This is a genomic window from Flavobacterium aquiphilum, assembly GCF_027111335.1.
In the GTDB taxonomy this organism is placed as follows: Bacteria; Bacteroidota; Bacteroidia; order Flavobacteriales; family Flavobacteriaceae; genus Flavobacterium; species Flavobacterium aquiphilum.
Genome location: NZ_CP114288.1, coordinates 348,286 through 364,157, shown reverse-complemented (window position 1 = coordinate 364,157; position 15,872 = coordinate 348,286). Strand labels below are relative to the sequence as shown.

Here is a 15,872-nt window from a genome sequence, read left to right as displayed (position 1 = left end):
GGGGTTAGGGGGATAAAAATGATAATATACAACGTTACCACAAACATACACGAAAGCGTTCATGATCAATGGATGATTTGGATGCAGCACAAACACATCCCGGAAATGCTGGCTTGCGGAAAATTTTCTTCGGCGCGCATGGTTCGTGTTTTGGTTGAGGAAGAAATGGGTGGTGTTACTTATTCGGTTCAATATGAAACTGACAGTAAAGAAACATTAGTGAGATATTATGAGGAAGACGCTCCAAAATTAAGGGAAGAAGGCGTGAAATTGTTTGGCGATAAAATGCTAACTTTTAGAACCGAATTGGAAGTGATTTCAGAGCATTAAAATAAAAATCCTTTGATTTAAAATTAAATTTTTCCTATGCGCTTTCGCGCCTTTGCGAGAAATAACCCTAAATATAGCGAGAAGCACATTGCCTCGCAATGATAATATGGAAAAAGTAAAAGCAAAAAAACACCTCGGACAGCATTTTTTAAAAGACGAAAGCATTGCCAAAGACATCGCCGATACTTTGAGTCTTGTTGGTTATGAGGATGTGTTAGAGATAGGGCCGGGAATGGGAGTTTTGACAAAATACATGTTGGACAAACCCATCAATACTTACGTTATTGAAATTGATGACGAGTCGGTTGCCTATTTGGATGCGAATTATCCAAAACTGAAAGATAAAATTATTTCCAAGGACTTTTTGAAATATGATATTAATGAAGTTTTCAAAGGGAAACAATTCGCGATAATTGGTAATTTTCCATATAATATTTCGACGCAAATTGTTTTCAAAGTTTTAGAATACAAAGCGCAAATTCCTGAGTTTGCTGGAATGTTCCAAAAAGAAGTAGCTGAACGTATTTGCGAAAAGAAAGGAACCAAAGCGTATGGGATTTTATCGGTTCTGGCTCAGGCTTTTTACGACGTTGAATATTTGTTTACTGTGGATGAAAATGTGTTCAATCCACCGCCAAAGGTGAAATCAGGAGTAATGAGGATGCGCCGGAAGGAAGATTTTAGTTTGCCATGTAGTGAGAGATTGTTTTTTAATGTTGTGAAAACGGCTTTTCAACAACGACGAAAGACATTGCGAAACAGTTTAAAAACCTTAAATTTGTCCGATAATTTAAAAGAAGACAAACTTTTTAATCTTCGCCCCGAACAATTAGATTACACAGAATTTATTGCATTGACCCAAAAAATAGAAGCCGATGGAGTTTAAAATTAGCAAAGAGCTTATCAAAGAAATAGCTCAACTCATCCAAGCGAAAAACAATCACGAGTTGGAAGTTTTGTTAAACGACATACATCACGCTGATTTTGCTGAAATTCTTGACGAGGTCGATATCGATGAAGCGACTTATATTTTTAAGGTATTAGATAGTGAAAAGACTGCTGAAATCCTTCTTGAATTAGAAGATGATTTAAGGGAAAACATATTAAAGCGACTATCGGCAAAAGAGATTGCTGAGGAGATTGATGAGCTTGATACTAATGACGCTGCAGATATTATTGGGGAGCTTTCTAAAGAGAAGAAAGCCGAAGTAATATCCGAATTACAGGATGTTGAGCATGCAAAGAGCATTGTCGATTTGCTCCGTTATGATGAGGATACCGCTGGGGGAATCATGCACAAGGAGTTGGTAAAAGTGAATGAAAACTGGAACGTTCTTACTTGCGTAAAAGAAATGAGGATTCAAGCCGAAAATGTTTCAAGGGTTCACTCCATTTATGTAGTCGATGATGATGATCGTTTGAAAGGAAGATTGTCATTGAAAGATTTGTTAAGTACCTCTACAAGAACGCCTATCAGTGAAGTTTATATCAAAAAACTGCATTTTGTTGGTGTTGATACGCCTGATGTTGATGTGGCCAGAATCATGGAAAAGTACGATTTGGAAGCTATTCCGGTTGTAGATGAATTGGGGCGTTTGGTTGGTAGAATTACGATTGATGATGTCATCGATGTTATCAAAGATGAAATTGAAAAAAGAGACACCGAAGATATTCAGAAATTTGGGGGATTGGAAGCATTGGATTTGCCTTATGTACAAACCCGACTTTTCGAAATGGTTAAAAAAAGGGCGACTTGGCTCGTGGTGCTTTTTTTTGGAGAATTATTCACGGCTTCGGCGATGGGTTTTTTTGAAGGTGAAATTGACAAAGCGATAGTTCTCACTTTATTTATCCCGTTAATTATTTCCAGTGGAGGAAATTCTGGTTCACAAGCTGCAACTTTGATTATACGGGCAATGGCTTTAAATGAACTTACTTTGCGCGACTGGTGGTATGTCATGAAAAAAGAGATAGCTTCGGGTTTTTTATTAGGCTCAATTCTTGGAATTGTGGGGTTTATACGAATCTTGATTTGGCAAACATTAGATTTTCATGACTATGGAGAGCATTGGTTTTTTGTAGCGATGACCGTTGCAGTATCTTTGGTTTTTATAGTTCTATGGGGAACACTTTCAGGATCTATGATTCCGTTTGTATTAAAAAAATTAAAATTAGATCCAGCTACATCATCTGCGCCATTTGTAGCTACCTTGGTCGATGTGACAGGATTGATTATTTATTTTTCGATAGCTTTGCTTTTCTTGAAAGGAAAGTTGTTATAAAGTCTATTAAAGTTAACCAAAAACAAAACATAATACAAAAATGAAAGTACACATTATAGGAGGAGGAAACCTTGGAGCATCTGTCGCAATTGGAATCGCAAAGTTTACGACTGGCAATCAAGTAACGGTGACTAGAAGAAATTTAGCTCCAATCTCACATTTAGAGGATTTGGGCGTAACCATAACTACTGACAATAAGTACAATATACAAGATGCAGATGTCATTATACTGACTATTAAACCATATCAGGTTGATACTGTTTTGGCTGAGATTTTACCTGTGATTTCAAACAAAGTAATCGCTTCGGCGGTAAGTGGTTTGTCGATTGAAAATTTACAAAACAAAATAGGAGACAATCACAGTGCTGTGCGAATCATGCCAAATATTGCAGCGCAATTTGGAGCTTCGGCAACTTGTATCGCCTTTAATGAAAAGAATAAAGCCAATGCTCAGGAGACTGTTACTCTTTTTCAGGGACTTGGAACAGCCCCAATTATTGATGAAAAATTAATGGATGCTGCAACGGTACTTGCTGCTAGTGGAACTGCTTTTGCTTTACGTTACATCCGTGCTTCGATGCAGGCGGGAATCGAAATTGGTTTTGATTGGCAAACTGCACTGGCAATTTCGGCACAAACGGTAAAAGGAGCAGCCGAAATGTTACTTGAAGAAAAAGGACATCCGGAGCAATTAATCGACCGTGTAACAACGCCTAAAGGTTGTACTATTGCTGGATTGAACGAAATGGAATTACATGGATTTAGTTCGTCTTTAATCAAAGGAATCAAAACTTCACTTAAGCAAATTCAAGGATAATAAAAGAGGATAAGTTCCCGTTTCAAAAGATTTTGAAACGGGATTTTTGCTTTTTCCTATAACTACACCAATGTGATGCACCGGACTTAAATGTTCAATAGTTTGAGCTCAAATTTTGTTTGTAGAGGTATTTGCATGCTGCAAATTTGATATTGATAAAATTCATTTCTATTGTCTATTCCCTGATGCTGGTTTTATCCTGAAGGGTTAATTCGGCAATCTCATCTTTTCTTTTAAAAGTGACCCCTTTGTGCTGTTGGAAGTAACGTATTAAATCATGGGTTGCCTTAACCATTTGTGGTGTGCCACCAATGCGGTCGTGAAAACTGAGAGACATCTGTCTCCGTCTGAATTCGCTTTCAGTGTACAATTGGTCAAATTCCATTTTTACTTGGTTGAAAAACTGGTCGGCAGAGAAATTTTTTCCTTCAATTAAAAGAATATCATTGTTGCGTAAAGTGTACGGGACAACCGCAAAGTCTTTGTTTTTAACCTGAATAATAAAAGGTTCGTCCCGACTCAAATCGTCAATATGGTATTTGAAGCCTAATTCAGATAGTATTTTTAATGTATTTTCCCCCCTTCGGAGCCAGTTTGCGTTATATCCCACAGGTGTTGTGCCGGTTGTTTTTTTGATGGAATCAACGCCGTCTTGAATGAATTTTTTTTCGGTTTCATATGAGAGGTTGTATTGCGGGCTCCAACTCATGCCATGTGCTGCTGCTTCATGTCCTCTTTCGACTATTTCTTTTGCCAATTGAGGATTGTTTAATACTGCAGTGCCTACCATGTGGGAGGTAACTTTGATACCCAAGGCGTCCCAATTGTCCAGCATTCTGGGGATTCCTTCTTTGTATCCGTATTCGTACCAGGTTCTAGCGGGCAAATCTTTGTATCCTTTTTCTAGGTTTTTAGGAAAAGGGCTCTCGGCATTATCTGGTTGGCCACCTGATTCAAATTGCATGGAAACGGAAACAACCAATCGGGAACCGTCTGCCCATTTTGATTGGGTTTTCATTGTTTGGTCAGTATTTTGGTAAAGTAATAAATCGGTACCGGGCATTAAGCTTGCAGCGCTGGCCATTCCAATCTGTTTGATAAATGTTCTTCGTGTGTTCATGAGGATATGGTTTTTATTTTCCAAGTAAACTATCCAATGACCAGATGTTGCTATCTATGAATTGTAATAAAATAGCACAAAAAATAAGATGTAGTAACTGTGACGGAATTGCTTCCCAATTTTCGATCATGGATGTGCCAAAAAGTAAGGCAAGCATCATTATGCCTCCCAATAGAAGCGCCGGTTTTGTAAACAACCCCGTGAACAATAGCAGTCCTATGGTCAATTCGGCTATTGGTAAGAAGTAGCTGAAAGGGACGACGACTATTTTTGGGAGCATTGATTTTTCAAAAATGCCAATCATCCATTGGCTGAAAGTTTGTAATTTTGGCAATCGGACTAGTCCGTGGCCGAACATGCTAATGGCAATTCCTAGTCGGAGCAATAAAAAAACGGTTGTGTTCATGACTATTTGTTTTAATTGTTTGTAATGAAGCAAAGTTCAGCAGATAATTATTTCTCTTTCGGTATAATTATTGGATTAATCGGTATATTTATAAGATGAAAATCAAAAATCTTTATACTCCTTTCGAAATCAGTTTGCTTGAAGCTGACAATTATATAGTTCAGCAGCATAAGAACACTTATTTTGAAATGGTTTATATTCTGGAAGGGAAAGGAATACAAATAATTAATAGCCATAGTTTGGACTATAGTCCCAATAAATTGTTTTTGCTTTTTCCGCAAGACACACATGGTTTTGAGATAAAAGAGACTACACGTTTTTTCTTTCTTCGGTTTAATGAAAGTTATCTGAAAACGCAATCAAAAGAATGGCTGCAAAAGTTGGAATATATTTTTCATAATCACGATCATCTGCCTGGTTGTATTCTAAAGAATGTTGATGACAAACAGTTAATACGGGCATTGGTGGAAGCTTTACTGAGAGAGCAAAATAGAGAAGGTGTGTATCAGGCAGAAGTATTGCAACAGCTCTTAAACACAATAATTACTATTGCAGCCCGGAATATCGCCTTGATTCATACAGCAGAAAATTATCGTCCCATACAGACTTTGTCTGTTTTGGGTTATGTTCATCAGCATATTTATTCGCCTGAGACTCTTAAAATTGAAAAATTTGCGGCATATTTTAATATCTCTCCAAATTATATGAGTGAATATTTTAAAAGACAGACGGGTGAAAGTTTGCAGCAATACGTCAATAATTATAAGGTGCTGTTGATTGAAAACCGCTTGTTGTCCACTTCGTACCGCTTAAGTGAAATTGCCGCCGAATTTGGTCTGACGGATGTAAGCCATCTTAATAAGTTTTTTAAAAAGCATAAAGGAATTAGTCCATCCGAGTTTAGAAAAAATCAAAATAAATAAGTCATTCGCTATCGGACTATTTTATTTCAATCTCATTAGGTTTAATCCCTCTTGAAGCTATGTTTTGATTTTTACAGCATATTTACTGTAAAAAATCGAATTTGTTGTTAGTGCCTCTTGGCTCCGGCGAGATTGTTTATATCTTTAAGTAAAAATAGGATTTGTTGTTGTGCAGGATAATTTTGTCTTTTATGCAAATAAAGCTTTAAGTTCGGTGGCGTCGTGGGGATTCATTTTACCAGCCAAAACCAAACTTAATTGTTTTCTTCTCAAAGCAGCATCATAGCGTTGTTTTTCCAATTCTGTTTCTGGTATTAGTGGTGGAACATCCACAGGTCTGCCAGTGTCGTCTACGGCCACAAATGTATAAATCGCTTCATTGGCTTTCGTTCGGTTTCCTGATTGGCGGTCTTCAACCCATACATCTAGGTAAATTTCCATTGAACTTTTAAAAGCTCTGGAAACTTTGGCTTCGATAATAACTACACTTCCCAATGGAATCGATTTGTTAAAAGCCACGTGATTAACTGATGCGGTTACACCAATTCGACGGGAATGCCTTCCGGCAGCGATACTCGCGGCGCGATCCATTCTAGCCAATAATTCCCCTCCAAATAAGTTATTCAAAGGATTGGTTTCGCTCGGTAAAACCAAATCGGTTAATACTGTTAAGGATTCAGAAGGGTGTTTAGCAACCATATTATTAGTTTAATCTTGTTTAAGGTTTAAAGGTTTAAAGTTTTGTGATTGTCATTGATATTGGCCTTTTAATTCAGCCAATATACAGCCATAACCGATGGGATAAAATAGAGTACAATCGTTCTTGCACCGTCATAATCTTTGGCCAAGCGTTGTCCAAACAGTAACATGATCAGTGTAATGCAGGAAAAAATACCTCCATATAAACCGTATATTCTGCCACTGTTTACTCCTAGTTCTATTGCGCCTACCGAGCACAAAATACCCGAAATCAATTCTAAAATCAATACATTGACCAAGGCTAATGGAACTTGATTGCGTAAAGGAGTTTCAGAGAAATGCTCTTTTAACCAATCGATATTGTCTTTCCAGTGGAATAATTTATCCTGAGATGACTGTAAAAATGTGATAGCTAAAAAAACAAGTATCAAAATTGAGGCAATATTGTTCATGGGGTTTATTTTTTATGTATTAAACGAGTAAGTTTTATCGAAAGGTCAGTTAAAATTATTTTGGCATTACCATTGCGTTCTATATGGTACATTGCATCAGATAATTCTTTGAATATTTCGTTAATGTTATTTCCGTTTACAAAAGGGGCAAAGTTTTCTAATTTGAATTTTTCGACTTTTGGCTCAATGTAAACAAGGCTTTTGGTTTCATAATTTAATAATAACGCTTGACGGAACATTTCGATACAGAACTGAAGGAATTTTTTTTGCGTTTCCCTTCCTAAGGCAGCTATTTGTTCACTCCATTGGATCAAATCCTGGATGGCAGCAGCATTTCCTTTGGCTTTGAAAGCAGCGCGAACCCAAGTAACAAACCATTGTTCAAATGGGAGTCCATCATAATCATCGGTAAGTAATTGTAGCGCTTTATTGTAATTTCCTTGAGCTTGATGTGCTATTTTTAATGCTCGATTAAGTTCAATATTTTTACTTTTAACTAGACCATTGGCAATGATCTGTTCGCTTAATCCACTGAATTTTGTAACCTGACAGCGTGATCGAATCGTTTGAATAATATCCTCTTCATTTTCAGAAATGAGAATGAAAACAGTCTTTTCAGGCGGTTCTTCCAGAAGTTTGAGCAGTTTGTTGGATGCTGCGATATTCATTTTATCGGCCATCCAAATGATCATTATTTTGTATCCTCCTTCGTATGATTTTAGCGAAAGTGATTTTAAGATTTCCTGTGCATCATCTACTCGGATTTCACCTTGTTTGTTCTGAACTCCTAATTTGGCATACCAATCAAATAATCCACCGTATGGATTTTCCAAAACAAATTCTCTCCAATCAGCAATAAAATCAATGCTTTTTGGTTTTACTTTAACTTCATCAGTAGTAACAGTAGGGTAGATAAAATGTAAGTCTGGATGTGATAATTTTTGAAATTTAAGGCTGCAGGATTCGTTAGATCCTCCATTGCAAAGAATATGATGAGTATATGCAATTGCCATGGCTAATGTGCCACTTCCTTCTGGACCAACAAATAATTGAGCATGTGGAATTCTGCCTAAATTAGCACTTTGAATTAAGTGGTTTTTTATGTATTCCTGACCTAAAATTTTTGTAAATTCCATGTAGCAAAGATAGAAGAAAATGATAGTTTCAAAAATTTTCTATTAGAAAGTTTGGTTTTGCGGTAAGTACAGAATTTTAATTTCAGAGTAGGAATTTGTATAATGCGAGCTTTTTTTTCAACCAACAATAGTTAATAACTTCTGTATTATTTTTTTATTTTTCCATTAAAGAGCTTTATTCTTATCTCAATGAATAGGTAAAAACTTACGTATGTTGTTAAATTCTAATTTTGTGTTAATTTTTTTAAATGCAGTTTATATCGATAAAATGCGGGGTTTGCTCCGTATAAAGAGGTTTTTTCTTTCATTTTTGAATAAAATGCTGCTTTAATTTTTTTATTCGACTTGCAAATTCAATTTAATTGCATATTTTTGTTTTATTAATTAATTCAAAGACCAAGATATGAAAGGGAAAATTATATTTTTCAGTATTGTAATGTTAGCATTAACTTCTAAGGGATTTGCACAAGCAAAACCAAACATGCCAAAAAGTATAGTTAGCACTAGTGCTGCAATACGTACTTACTATGATGACAAGACGCTTAAAGCGATGTCGAAAGGGGAATTGGTTGAATTGTATATTGAGCGTATGAAAGTAATGGTTAAAATTTTACCTCATATTGCTTTGGCTACTAAGCCTGGTGTTACAATGACTGATTTAGGAATTCCTGACGATGCGGATAACAGAAAAGCATTAGATTTAGAAACAGAAGCAACCCAAACTTATTTAGATATTACAGTAAGTTTCTTAAGAAAAATGCTTCCTTATGCAGATAAGAATCAACTGGTGACTATGGTGTTGTTCTATGAGCAAACATTAAAATCATTGCATGAAGTTGAGGCACAATAAAAGTTTTTTAGTTGAGATTATTTAATAATCTCAACTAAAGTTTGAATATTCACTCTTTATGAGGTAGTATACTCTTAACCTACGGAGTTATAATAATTTAATACCCCAAATCTATGAAAAACATATTACTTATATGTGTTTTCCTTGCGACTGTTTGCAACTCAAATGCACAACAAGAGAAAGGGATTATTGGATCAAGCAATTGGTTGAATAACTGGACTGAATTTAAACCGGGCAAAGTTGATTATGGTGAAGCAACGCAAATTTTGGCTGGGAATATTACCACAAATACTAAGCTGGTAAAGAAAGATACTTACATTCTGCAAGGTAATGTATACGTAACTAACAACGCTGTTCTTACGATTGAACCTGGGACAGTTATTATTGGTGACGGAGATTCAAAGGGGACTTTAATTATTACTAAAGGTGCTCAAATAATTGCTGAAGGAATGGAGACCGATCCTATCGTTTTTACTTCAAACAAATCTACAAGAAAAGCTGGTGACTGGGGAGGAATCATTGTTTTAGGTGATGCCCCGATCAATAAGTTTGGAAGTTATTCTTCAGTAAATTTCGATTTAGACCCAAGCTTAACTACTTATGGAGGTCAAAACCCAGCAAGTTCTTCTGGAGTTATGAAATTCGTAAGAATTGAATTTGCAGGTAAAAAGGTTAGAGGATCTTCAGAAGGTTTCAATGCTCTTTTATTGGGAGGTATTGGTAATAAAACTATCTTAGAAAACATAATGGTGAGCTATGCTGCAGGTGATTCTTTTGAAGTTCTTGGCGGTGAGCCTGTAATGAACAAAATGGTTTCTTATAAATGTAGTGGAATAGATTTCAAATTTGCTTTTGGTGCTCAGGCCAAGATCGATAATTCATTAGCTGTTAGATCTTCTTATTTGACAGGAAGCAGCGGATCACGTTGTTTGGATATTACTTCATATGTAAAGAAAGAAGAGGTTGACTTTACCAAAAAGCCAACACTTGTTACAGCAACCAATTTGACTTTTGCAAATGACAGTGATAATATTGACCAAGATATCAAAGCAGGTTTGGTAAAAGAAGGAGTATTTGTTGGTGAAAATTCTTCCCTAGTTTTAAGAAAAAGTGTAATATCTGGATTTAGTCCAGCAGTTGTATTTGATCGTAACATTGAAATCAATGACAAAAATCTTAAGAAAATCAGAATCGAAGAAATGTATTTCAATTTTTGCAATGGCAATATTTTCTCTGAAGGATCGACTGAAAATGAAGAGTTAGAGAGTTACTATGGTGAAAGCGCATTCTTTAATTTGTATTCTAAAACAACAAATATCGAAACGTTTAATGATTTTGCAAATCCAAGAAGACCTGATTTCAGATTAGCACTTTCAAAATTTACTGCAGCCGCTAAATAGGATTTATAATAGTCTTTATAATAAAATGAAAGTTAGACCTAAACGTTATCAAGGAGGTTTGGCTTTCATTTTATTACTTAATGGCGTTAAAGAAATTAAATTTTTAACAATCTGTTTCAACAATGTTAACTCGACAACCTGTTATGAACTTCAATGATAATTTGCTACTCGAGCGATAGCTGAAAGACAAAATGATCAGCTATAACTTCTTGAATAGCTTAAATATCAACATATGAATAGAAAAACTCCTCTCTTTTCTTCTTTCGATAAATTTGTGTTTTTTTGGATGTTATTGTTACTTCCGTCAGCAATTTCATTATTTGGACAAACTATTTTACCTCAAAAACTGGGTTATTCTCAGATTTGCGCTAATATTCCGAATGTCGATTATCCTAATGGATATAATAGGTATGAAGTTCCTTTTAAAATATCTGGTTTTGCAGCCAATGAAACTTTCGTAGTTTTACTTTCAAGTGATAATTTTGCTTCAAGTATAAAGCCTAAAATAATATCAAATGGGGTCAATACTCCTCCGGATACTTCTACAGATAAGACACTTACTTTTGAAGTACCAGCCGACTTAGTAGGCTCGAATACCTATAAGTTACGTGTCCAGAGTTCAACTGGAACTACAAGTCAGGATTTTAAATCAAGTGATTTGCAATCTTCTTTTCCCATTTATTTTTTAGCATATTCTGGGTCTTTTTATGTTAACAATAAGAGTAATACCTTAAGTTTTTGCATTGGGGGAAGTGTTACGCTTGCAATTGATAATTCAACGCCTTCAGTTCCTAATTCTTCTCCTTTACAATATCCACAGTTAAAGTATAAATGGTATAAAAATGGTGTAGTTGTCCCAAATGAATCCAAAAGCAGTTTGTCTGTCAATCAGGGCGGTGAATATTATGTAGAGGTGGACTATGGACCTTGCACAGATGTGAATACACGTTCACAAACCGTAACTGTTTCTAGCGGATCAGGCTCTGGAGCAGTAATTACTTCAAGTTTAGGGAATCCCTTTTGTCCTAGTTCTGGGGGCACTACCTTGTCTGCCTCTGCCGGTAATTCTTATGTATGGAGAAAGGATAATGTTGTTATTAATGGCGCTATTTCTCAAACCTATCAAACTAGTTCAGCTGGAGTTTATACTTGTGATGTTGATTTCGGAGGATGTAAATCAACAGGGACGATTGATCTAAAAGTGCTTACAACTAATAGCAGCATCTCAGGCGTTGAAGTTGGAAAGATTAATCGTATTACAGAGGGAGTGACAATCAATGTCTCAATAACAACGAATGCTTCTTCACCTACTTATCAATGGTTTTTGAATGGGGCATTAATAGCTGGAGCTGATAAAAATAATTTTGATATTACTGCTCAAGGAAATTATAGTGGTGAAGTGACTCAAAATTCAGGATGCGTTGTGACAGATAAATTTCCTTTTACAGTTTCTTATAAAGTAAATGCGAATGTGCCAAAAATTTCAAATATTGTATCTCCAAATGGTGATGGTATTAATGATACATGGATAATCCCAGATAAGTATATAGAGGGAACAAAAACGCATATAGTAATTTTAAATTCATTAGGTGAAATAGTTTATCAAACAGATAATTACGATAACTTTAATGGATGGCCACAAGAGGCTATTGAATTCAATTTTAACCCTGTTTATTATTATATAATTACCCCAACTGGAGAATCTCCTCAAAAGGGCTCGATAACTCTTCTGAAATAGTATGAAAAAATTTTTACTAAGTGTTTTCATTTTTTGTTGTTCAATTCAGGTTTTTTATGCCCAACAAGAAAATGGTATTGTTTCATTTGTAATTCCTCCAGGAAACTCTTTGAAATTTAATTCATTTGTTATCAATCCTACTTTTAGTTTTGTCAGACAACAAGCGGCCTATATAACCTTGTTTAATAAAACGCAATGGGCAGGATTTGATAATGCGCCGACAACTTATATGCTGAATTATTCCGGACGTTTTAGAGAGAATGAAGGAGTTGCTTTAGGAGTATTCAAGCAATCACAAGGAGTACTTGAAACTACAGGTTTGCTTGCCAATTTTGCTCATAATATTTTATTGGAAGAAGAAAGTAATTTAACTTTTGGGATTAATGTAAGTGCTTATAAAAGTGGTATAAATAATGGTAAAATCATTTCAAATTATTCCGATCCTTCTTTACAAAATATTCCTTCAAATACATTAATGACAGTCAGTCCTGGAATCAATTATGGAACAGCATTTTTTGATTTCGGTTTGGGCTTTAATAATCTAGTAACTTATAGCTTTAACTCTGGAATGTTAAAAGACGACCCAAATAAAGGCATAGAAGGTCATGTGATGTATACAGGTTATGTTGATTCTTATGGTTTTTTTGATAGAAGTAAATTTTCAGGTATCGTTAAGACGGAAATAAATAAAGAAAAAACAATTTTTTCAGGTTCAGCTATGTTTGCCGTTCCGAAAGGAATTTGGGCTCAAGCAGGATATCATTCGGTTTTGGGTTTGACTGCTGGTTTTGGACTTAATATTACCCCAAAAATTGCCCTTGAATATTCGTACGGAATGGGGTTGGGTGATATTTCAAATTTGGGAGCTTCCCATATTGTTGTTTTAGCCTATAAGATTAAAAGTAGAAATTTTGATTACGGAGATGACGAAGAAGAAGAAGGTGCTTTGATTGAGCCAGCTCCAATAAGACAAACACCTACAGCGAAGTCTAAAACGGATGCAAAAGCTACCGCAGATGCAAAGGTCGCTCAACAACAGAAAATAGCGGAAAATAGAGCGAAATTAGTGGCTGATGCAAAAGCTAAAGCTGATGCCGCTGCCTTAGCAGCAGCAAATAAAAAGCAAGAACAAGTAACAAAAGCTAAATTGACTGCTGATGCTAAAGCTAAAGCAGATGCAGAATCTTCAGCAAAACTTGCTGCCGAAAACAAAGTTAAAGCCGATGCTGAAGCTGCTGCAAAACTAGCTGCGGAGAAGAAAGCTAAAGCTGATGCCGAAGCTAAAACAAAAACTGCCGCAAAATTAGCTGCAGATAATAAAGCTAAAGCTGATGCAGCCGCTGTTGAAGAAGCCAAGAAAGCTAAGTTAGCTGCCGATGCAAAAATTAAAGCAGATGCTAATGCCGCTGATAAAGCGAAAGAAGATGCAAAAGCAAAAGCCAAAGCTGATGCCGCCGCCGCAAAATTAGCCGCTGATAAGGCCAAAGCAGATGCTGATGCTAAGGCTAAAGCCGATGCAGAATCTGCCGCAAAACTTGCTGCCGAAAACAAAGCCAAAGCCGATGCAGAAGCCGCTGCTAAACTAGCTGCTGAGAAAAAAGCTAAAGCTGATGCCGCCGCCGCTAAGTTAGCCGCGGATGCAAAAATTAAAGCAGATGCTGATGCGGCTGATAAAGCCAAAGAAGAAGAGAAAGTTAAAGCTAAAGCCGATGCCGCCGCCGCAAAATTAGCTGCTGATAAAGCTAAAGCCGATGCAGATGCCAAAGCAAAAGCTGATGCTGAAGCTGCTATCAAATTAGCTGCCGAAAATAAAGCCAAAGCTGATGCCGAAGCGACTGCTAAATTGGCTGCCGAGAAAAAAGCTAAAGCCGATGCTGCCGCTGCTAAGTTAGCCGCCGATGCAAAAATAAAAGCAGATGCTGATGCCGCTGATAAAGCGAAAGAGGAAGCTAAAGTTAAAGCTAAAGCTGATGCTGTCGCTGCTAAATTAGCAGCCGATAAAGCTAAAGCCGATGCTGATGCCAAAGCTAAAGCTGATGCCGCAGCCGCAAAGTTAGCTGCTGATAAGGCCAAAGCAGATGCTGATGCTGAAGCGACTGCAAAATTAGCTGCTGAGAAGAAAGCTAAAGCCGATGCCGAAGCTGCTGCGAAATTAGCTGCTGAGAACAAAGCCAAAGCTGATGCCGAAGCTGCTGCCAAATTAGCAGCGGAGAATAAAGCCAAAGCCGAAGCCGAAGCCGCTGCAAAATTAGCTGCTGAGAAGAAAGCTAAAGCCGATGCCGATGCTGCTGCGAAATTAGCTGCTGAGAACAAAGCCAAAGCTGATGCCGAAGCTGCTGCCAAATTAGCAGCGGAGAATAAAGCCAAAGCCGAAGCCGAAGCCGCTGCAAAATTAGCTGCTGAGAAGAAAGCTAAAGCCGATGCCGAAGCTGCTGCGAAATTAGCTGCTGAGAACAAAGCCAAAGCTGATGCCGAAGCTGCTGCCAAATTAGCAGCGGAGAATAAAGCCAAAGCTGATGCCGAAGCTGCTGCGAAATTAGCTGCTGAGAAGAAAGCTAAAGCCGATGCCGAAGCTGCTGCAAAATTAGCTGCAGACAATAAAGCCAAAGCAGACGCTGCTGCAGCAGCGCAAGCCGAGCAGGATAAAATAGAAGCTGCCGCCGCCGCTAAATTAGCAGTTGAGGCGCTTGCCAAGGCCAAAGCCGATGCAATGCCAAAAGATGAAGTTGGCAAGTCAATGGATAATTTAGCTAAGTCAATAGAAGATTCTAAACGTAAGCAACAACAATTGTTAACCCGTTTGGATGCTTCTGTGGCCAATAAGCAAAAAGCATTGAACGAGATGAGGGAAGAAAATGATTTAAGTGATAAAGGTATTGTTAAAACAACAGTAGAATTCAAAAGTACTTCTGCTGAAAATGCCGAACTGGAATCCATTAAGGCTCAAATTGCAGAGGTTAACAGAATGCAGGCAGAGTCTTTGGACGAGTTTAACCGACTTTACAACGAAAGACTTAAAAAGGCTCCTAAGAATGATTTGATTAATCAGAATTATTTAAAAACTATAGAGAATTTAAAAGCTGAACAGCTCAAAGCAGAACGTTCTAATGCAATTTTAACTAACAGGTTGGAGCAGATTAAAGTCGAAACTGAGATTGAGAAAAAACGTAGAATCAAGCGTGCCGTTTCTTTGAATGACCAGGATCGTACTTCGCAAGATTTAGCTACTTTAAAACGAATTAAAGAAACTACAAAAGTGAGTAGTACACCGTTAAAAGCAGAAGATTTTGATTTTGGTGAAAGTCAGTCCAATATGCAGATTATTAAAAATAATAAAATTGATAGCGGCTATTATGTGATATTGGCTGTTCATAATGATGTTCAAAAAAGAGATGCATTTGTTACAAAAACAGTTGCAGCTGGTCAGAAAAATGTTAATTTTTTCTATGATGCTGGATCCAGTAAATATTTTATTTACGAAGCCATGTTCGATAATTTAGATGAAGCAACACAGGCAATGTCAGAGAAAGGAAATAAGCCTTACAATGGAAAAATGGTAATTGTTAAAATTCAGAAGTAGCCTATTCTGAGATGAAGTTTATTTTAATTTAAAATAATTTGGTTTGCATTTTGTAATTGTTTCAAAATGTTTAATTTTATTTTTTAGAATTTATTTGTAATATAATTCATAAAATTTAGTTAAAGTATTGATATTGAGT

The 15,872-nt window shown here is 36.6% G+C and carries 14 protein-coding genes; 9 read left to right on the top strand and 5 right to left on the bottom strand.

Annotated features, from left to right (window positions below; all coding sequences use genetic code 11):
• The first annotated feature begins 18 nt into the window (after window positions 1-18).
• From OZP12_RS01330 to proC, 4 genes are all read left to right on the top strand, one after another.
• The gene (locus OZP12_RS01330) at window positions 19-330 is read left to right on the top strand and encodes a DUF4286 family protein (RefSeq protein ID WP_281227256.1); all 312 of its coding nucleotides are present in this window, start codon (window positions 19-21) and stop codon (window positions 328-330) included.
• A gap of 106 nt (window positions 331-436) precedes the next feature.
• Window positions 437-1,216 (top strand): 16S rRNA (adenine(1518)-N(6)/adenine(1519)-N(6))-dimethyltransferase RsmA, encoded by a 780-nt coding sequence (gene rsmA / locus OZP12_RS01325; RefSeq protein WP_281227255.1) that lies wholly within the window; start codon window positions 437-439, stop codon window positions 1,214-1,216.
• A complete protein-coding gene (mgtE, locus tag OZP12_RS01320; protein ID WP_281227254.1) occupies window positions 1,206-2,612 on the top strand; it encodes a magnesium transporter in 1,407 nt (468 codons plus the stop codon). The genes rsmA and mgtE overlap by 11 nt, the downstream gene beginning before the upstream one ends.
• 40 nt (window positions 2,613-2,652) lie before the next feature.
• Window positions 2,653-3,429, top strand: a complete 777-nt coding sequence (gene proC / locus OZP12_RS01315) for a pyrroline-5-carboxylate reductase (protein ID WP_281227253.1) — start codon at window positions 2,653-2,655, stop codon at window positions 3,427-3,429.
• Between the two features lie 175 nt (window positions 3,430-3,604).
• Here the strand turns inward: proC and OZP12_RS01310 are convergent, their stop codons facing one another.
• Window positions 3,605-4,549, bottom strand: coding sequence for a polysaccharide deacetylase family protein (locus OZP12_RS01310; RefSeq protein WP_281227252.1), 945 nt, complete (start codon window positions 4,547-4,549; stop codon window positions 3,605-3,607).
• Window positions 4,550-4,562: 13 nt separating this feature from the next.
• Complete coding sequence (locus tag OZP12_RS01305) at window positions 4,563-4,955, bottom strand: DoxX family protein (RefSeq protein WP_281227251.1); 393 nt, start codon at window positions 4,953-4,955, stop codon at window positions 4,563-4,565.
• A 95-nt stretch (window positions 4,956-5,050) separates the two neighbouring features.
• Here OZP12_RS01305 and OZP12_RS01300 point away from each other — a divergent pair, with 95 nt between their 5' ends.
• On the top strand, window positions 5,051-5,878 hold the full coding sequence (locus OZP12_RS01300) for an AraC family transcriptional regulator (RefSeq protein WP_281227250.1): 828 nt from the start codon (window positions 5,051-5,053) through the stop codon (window positions 5,876-5,878).
• A 189-nt stretch (window positions 5,879-6,067) separates the two neighbouring features.
• Here OZP12_RS01300 and OZP12_RS01295 read toward each other — a convergent pair whose 3' ends face one another.
• The 3 genes from OZP12_RS01295 to OZP12_RS01285 form a co-directional block, all read right to left on the bottom strand.
• Window positions 6,068-6,577 carry an acyl-CoA thioesterase gene (locus OZP12_RS01295; RefSeq protein ID WP_281227249.1) on the bottom strand — a complete coding sequence of 170 codons (510 nt, stop codon included), beginning with the start codon at window positions 6,575-6,577 and terminating at the stop codon, window positions 6,068-6,070.
• A gap of 68 nt (window positions 6,578-6,645) precedes the next feature.
• On the bottom strand, window positions 6,646-7,029 hold the full coding sequence (locus OZP12_RS01290) for a DoxX family protein (protein WP_281227248.1): 384 nt from the start codon (window positions 7,027-7,029) through the stop codon (window positions 6,646-6,648).
• Window positions 7,030-7,034: 5 nt separating this feature from the next.
• Entirely contained in the window at window positions 7,035-8,165 is a 1,131-nt protein-coding gene (locus OZP12_RS01285; RefSeq protein WP_281227247.1) for a DNA polymerase III subunit, read from the bottom strand.
• Between the two features lie 403 nt (window positions 8,166-8,568).
• Between OZP12_RS01285 and OZP12_RS01280 the strand changes: the two genes are divergently transcribed.
• The 4 genes from OZP12_RS01280 (at window position 8,569) to OZP12_RS01265 (ending at window position 15,733) form a co-directional block, all read left to right on the top strand.
• A complete protein-coding gene (locus OZP12_RS01280; protein ID WP_281227246.1) occupies window positions 8,569-9,015 on the top strand; it encodes a hypothetical protein in 447 nt (148 codons plus the stop codon).
• 113 nt (window positions 9,016-9,128) lie between these two features.
• Window positions 9,129-10,415, top strand: coding sequence for a hypothetical protein (locus OZP12_RS01275; RefSeq protein WP_281227245.1), 1,287 nt, complete (start codon window positions 9,129-9,131; stop codon window positions 10,413-10,415).
• A gap of 232 nt (window positions 10,416-10,647) precedes the next feature.
• The gene (locus OZP12_RS01270) at window positions 10,648-12,153 is read left to right on the top strand and encodes a T9SS type B sorting domain-containing protein (protein WP_281227244.1); all 1,506 of its coding nucleotides are present in this window, start codon (window positions 10,648-10,650) and stop codon (window positions 12,151-12,153) included.
• 1 nt (window position 12,154) lies between these two features.
• The gene (locus tag OZP12_RS01265) at window positions 12,155-15,733 is read left to right on the top strand and encodes a PorP/SprF family type IX secretion system membrane protein (protein WP_281227243.1); all 3,579 of its coding nucleotides are present in this window, start codon (window positions 12,155-12,157) and stop codon (window positions 15,731-15,733) included.
• Window positions 15,734-15,872 lie beyond the last annotated feature (139 nt).

Excerpts from the sequence above, each read along its gene's own strand:
- OZP12_RS01330 (WP_281227256.1), top strand. The coding sequence starts at position 19 with ATGATAATATACAACGTTACCACAAACATACACGAAAGCGTTCATGAT.
- rsmA (WP_281227255.1), top strand. The coding sequence starts at position 437 with ATGGAAAAAGTAAAAGCAAAAAAACACCTCGGACAGCATTTTTTAAAA.
- mgtE (WP_281227254.1), top strand. The coding sequence starts at position 1,206 with ATGGAGTTTAAAATTAGCAAAGAGCTTATCAAAGAAATAGCTCAACTC.
- proC (WP_281227253.1), top strand. The coding sequence starts at position 2,653 with ATGAAAGTACACATTATAGGAGGAGGAAACCTTGGAGCATCTGTCGCA.
- OZP12_RS01310 (WP_281227252.1), bottom strand. The coding sequence starts at position 4,549 with ATGAACACACGAAGAACATTTATCAAACAGATTGGAATGGCCAGCGCT.
- OZP12_RS01305 (WP_281227251.1), bottom strand. The coding sequence starts at position 4,955 with ATGAACACAACCGTTTTTTTATTGCTCCGACTAGGAATTGCCATTAGC.
- OZP12_RS01300 (WP_281227250.1), top strand. The coding sequence starts at position 5,051 with ATGAAAATCAAAAATCTTTATACTCCTTTCGAAATCAGTTTGCTTGAA.
- OZP12_RS01295 (WP_281227249.1), bottom strand. The coding sequence starts at position 6,577 with ATGGTTGCTAAACACCCTTCTGAATCCTTAACAGTATTAACCGATTTG.
- OZP12_RS01290 (WP_281227248.1), bottom strand. The coding sequence starts at position 7,029 with ATGAACAATATTGCCTCAATTTTGATACTTGTTTTTTTAGCTATCACA.
- OZP12_RS01285 (WP_281227247.1), bottom strand. The coding sequence starts at position 8,165 with ATGGAATTTACAAAAATTTTAGGTCAGGAATACATAAAAAACCACTTA.
- OZP12_RS01280 (WP_281227246.1), top strand. The coding sequence starts at position 8,569 with ATGAAAGGGAAAATTATATTTTTCAGTATTGTAATGTTAGCATTAACT.
- OZP12_RS01275 (WP_281227245.1), top strand. The coding sequence starts at position 9,129 with ATGAAAAACATATTACTTATATGTGTTTTCCTTGCGACTGTTTGCAAC.
- OZP12_RS01270 (WP_281227244.1), top strand. The coding sequence starts at position 10,648 with ATGAATAGAAAAACTCCTCTCTTTTCTTCTTTCGATAAATTTGTGTTT.
- OZP12_RS01265 (WP_281227243.1), top strand. The coding sequence starts at position 12,155 with ATGAAAAAATTTTTACTAAGTGTTTTCATTTTTTGTTGTTCAATTCAG.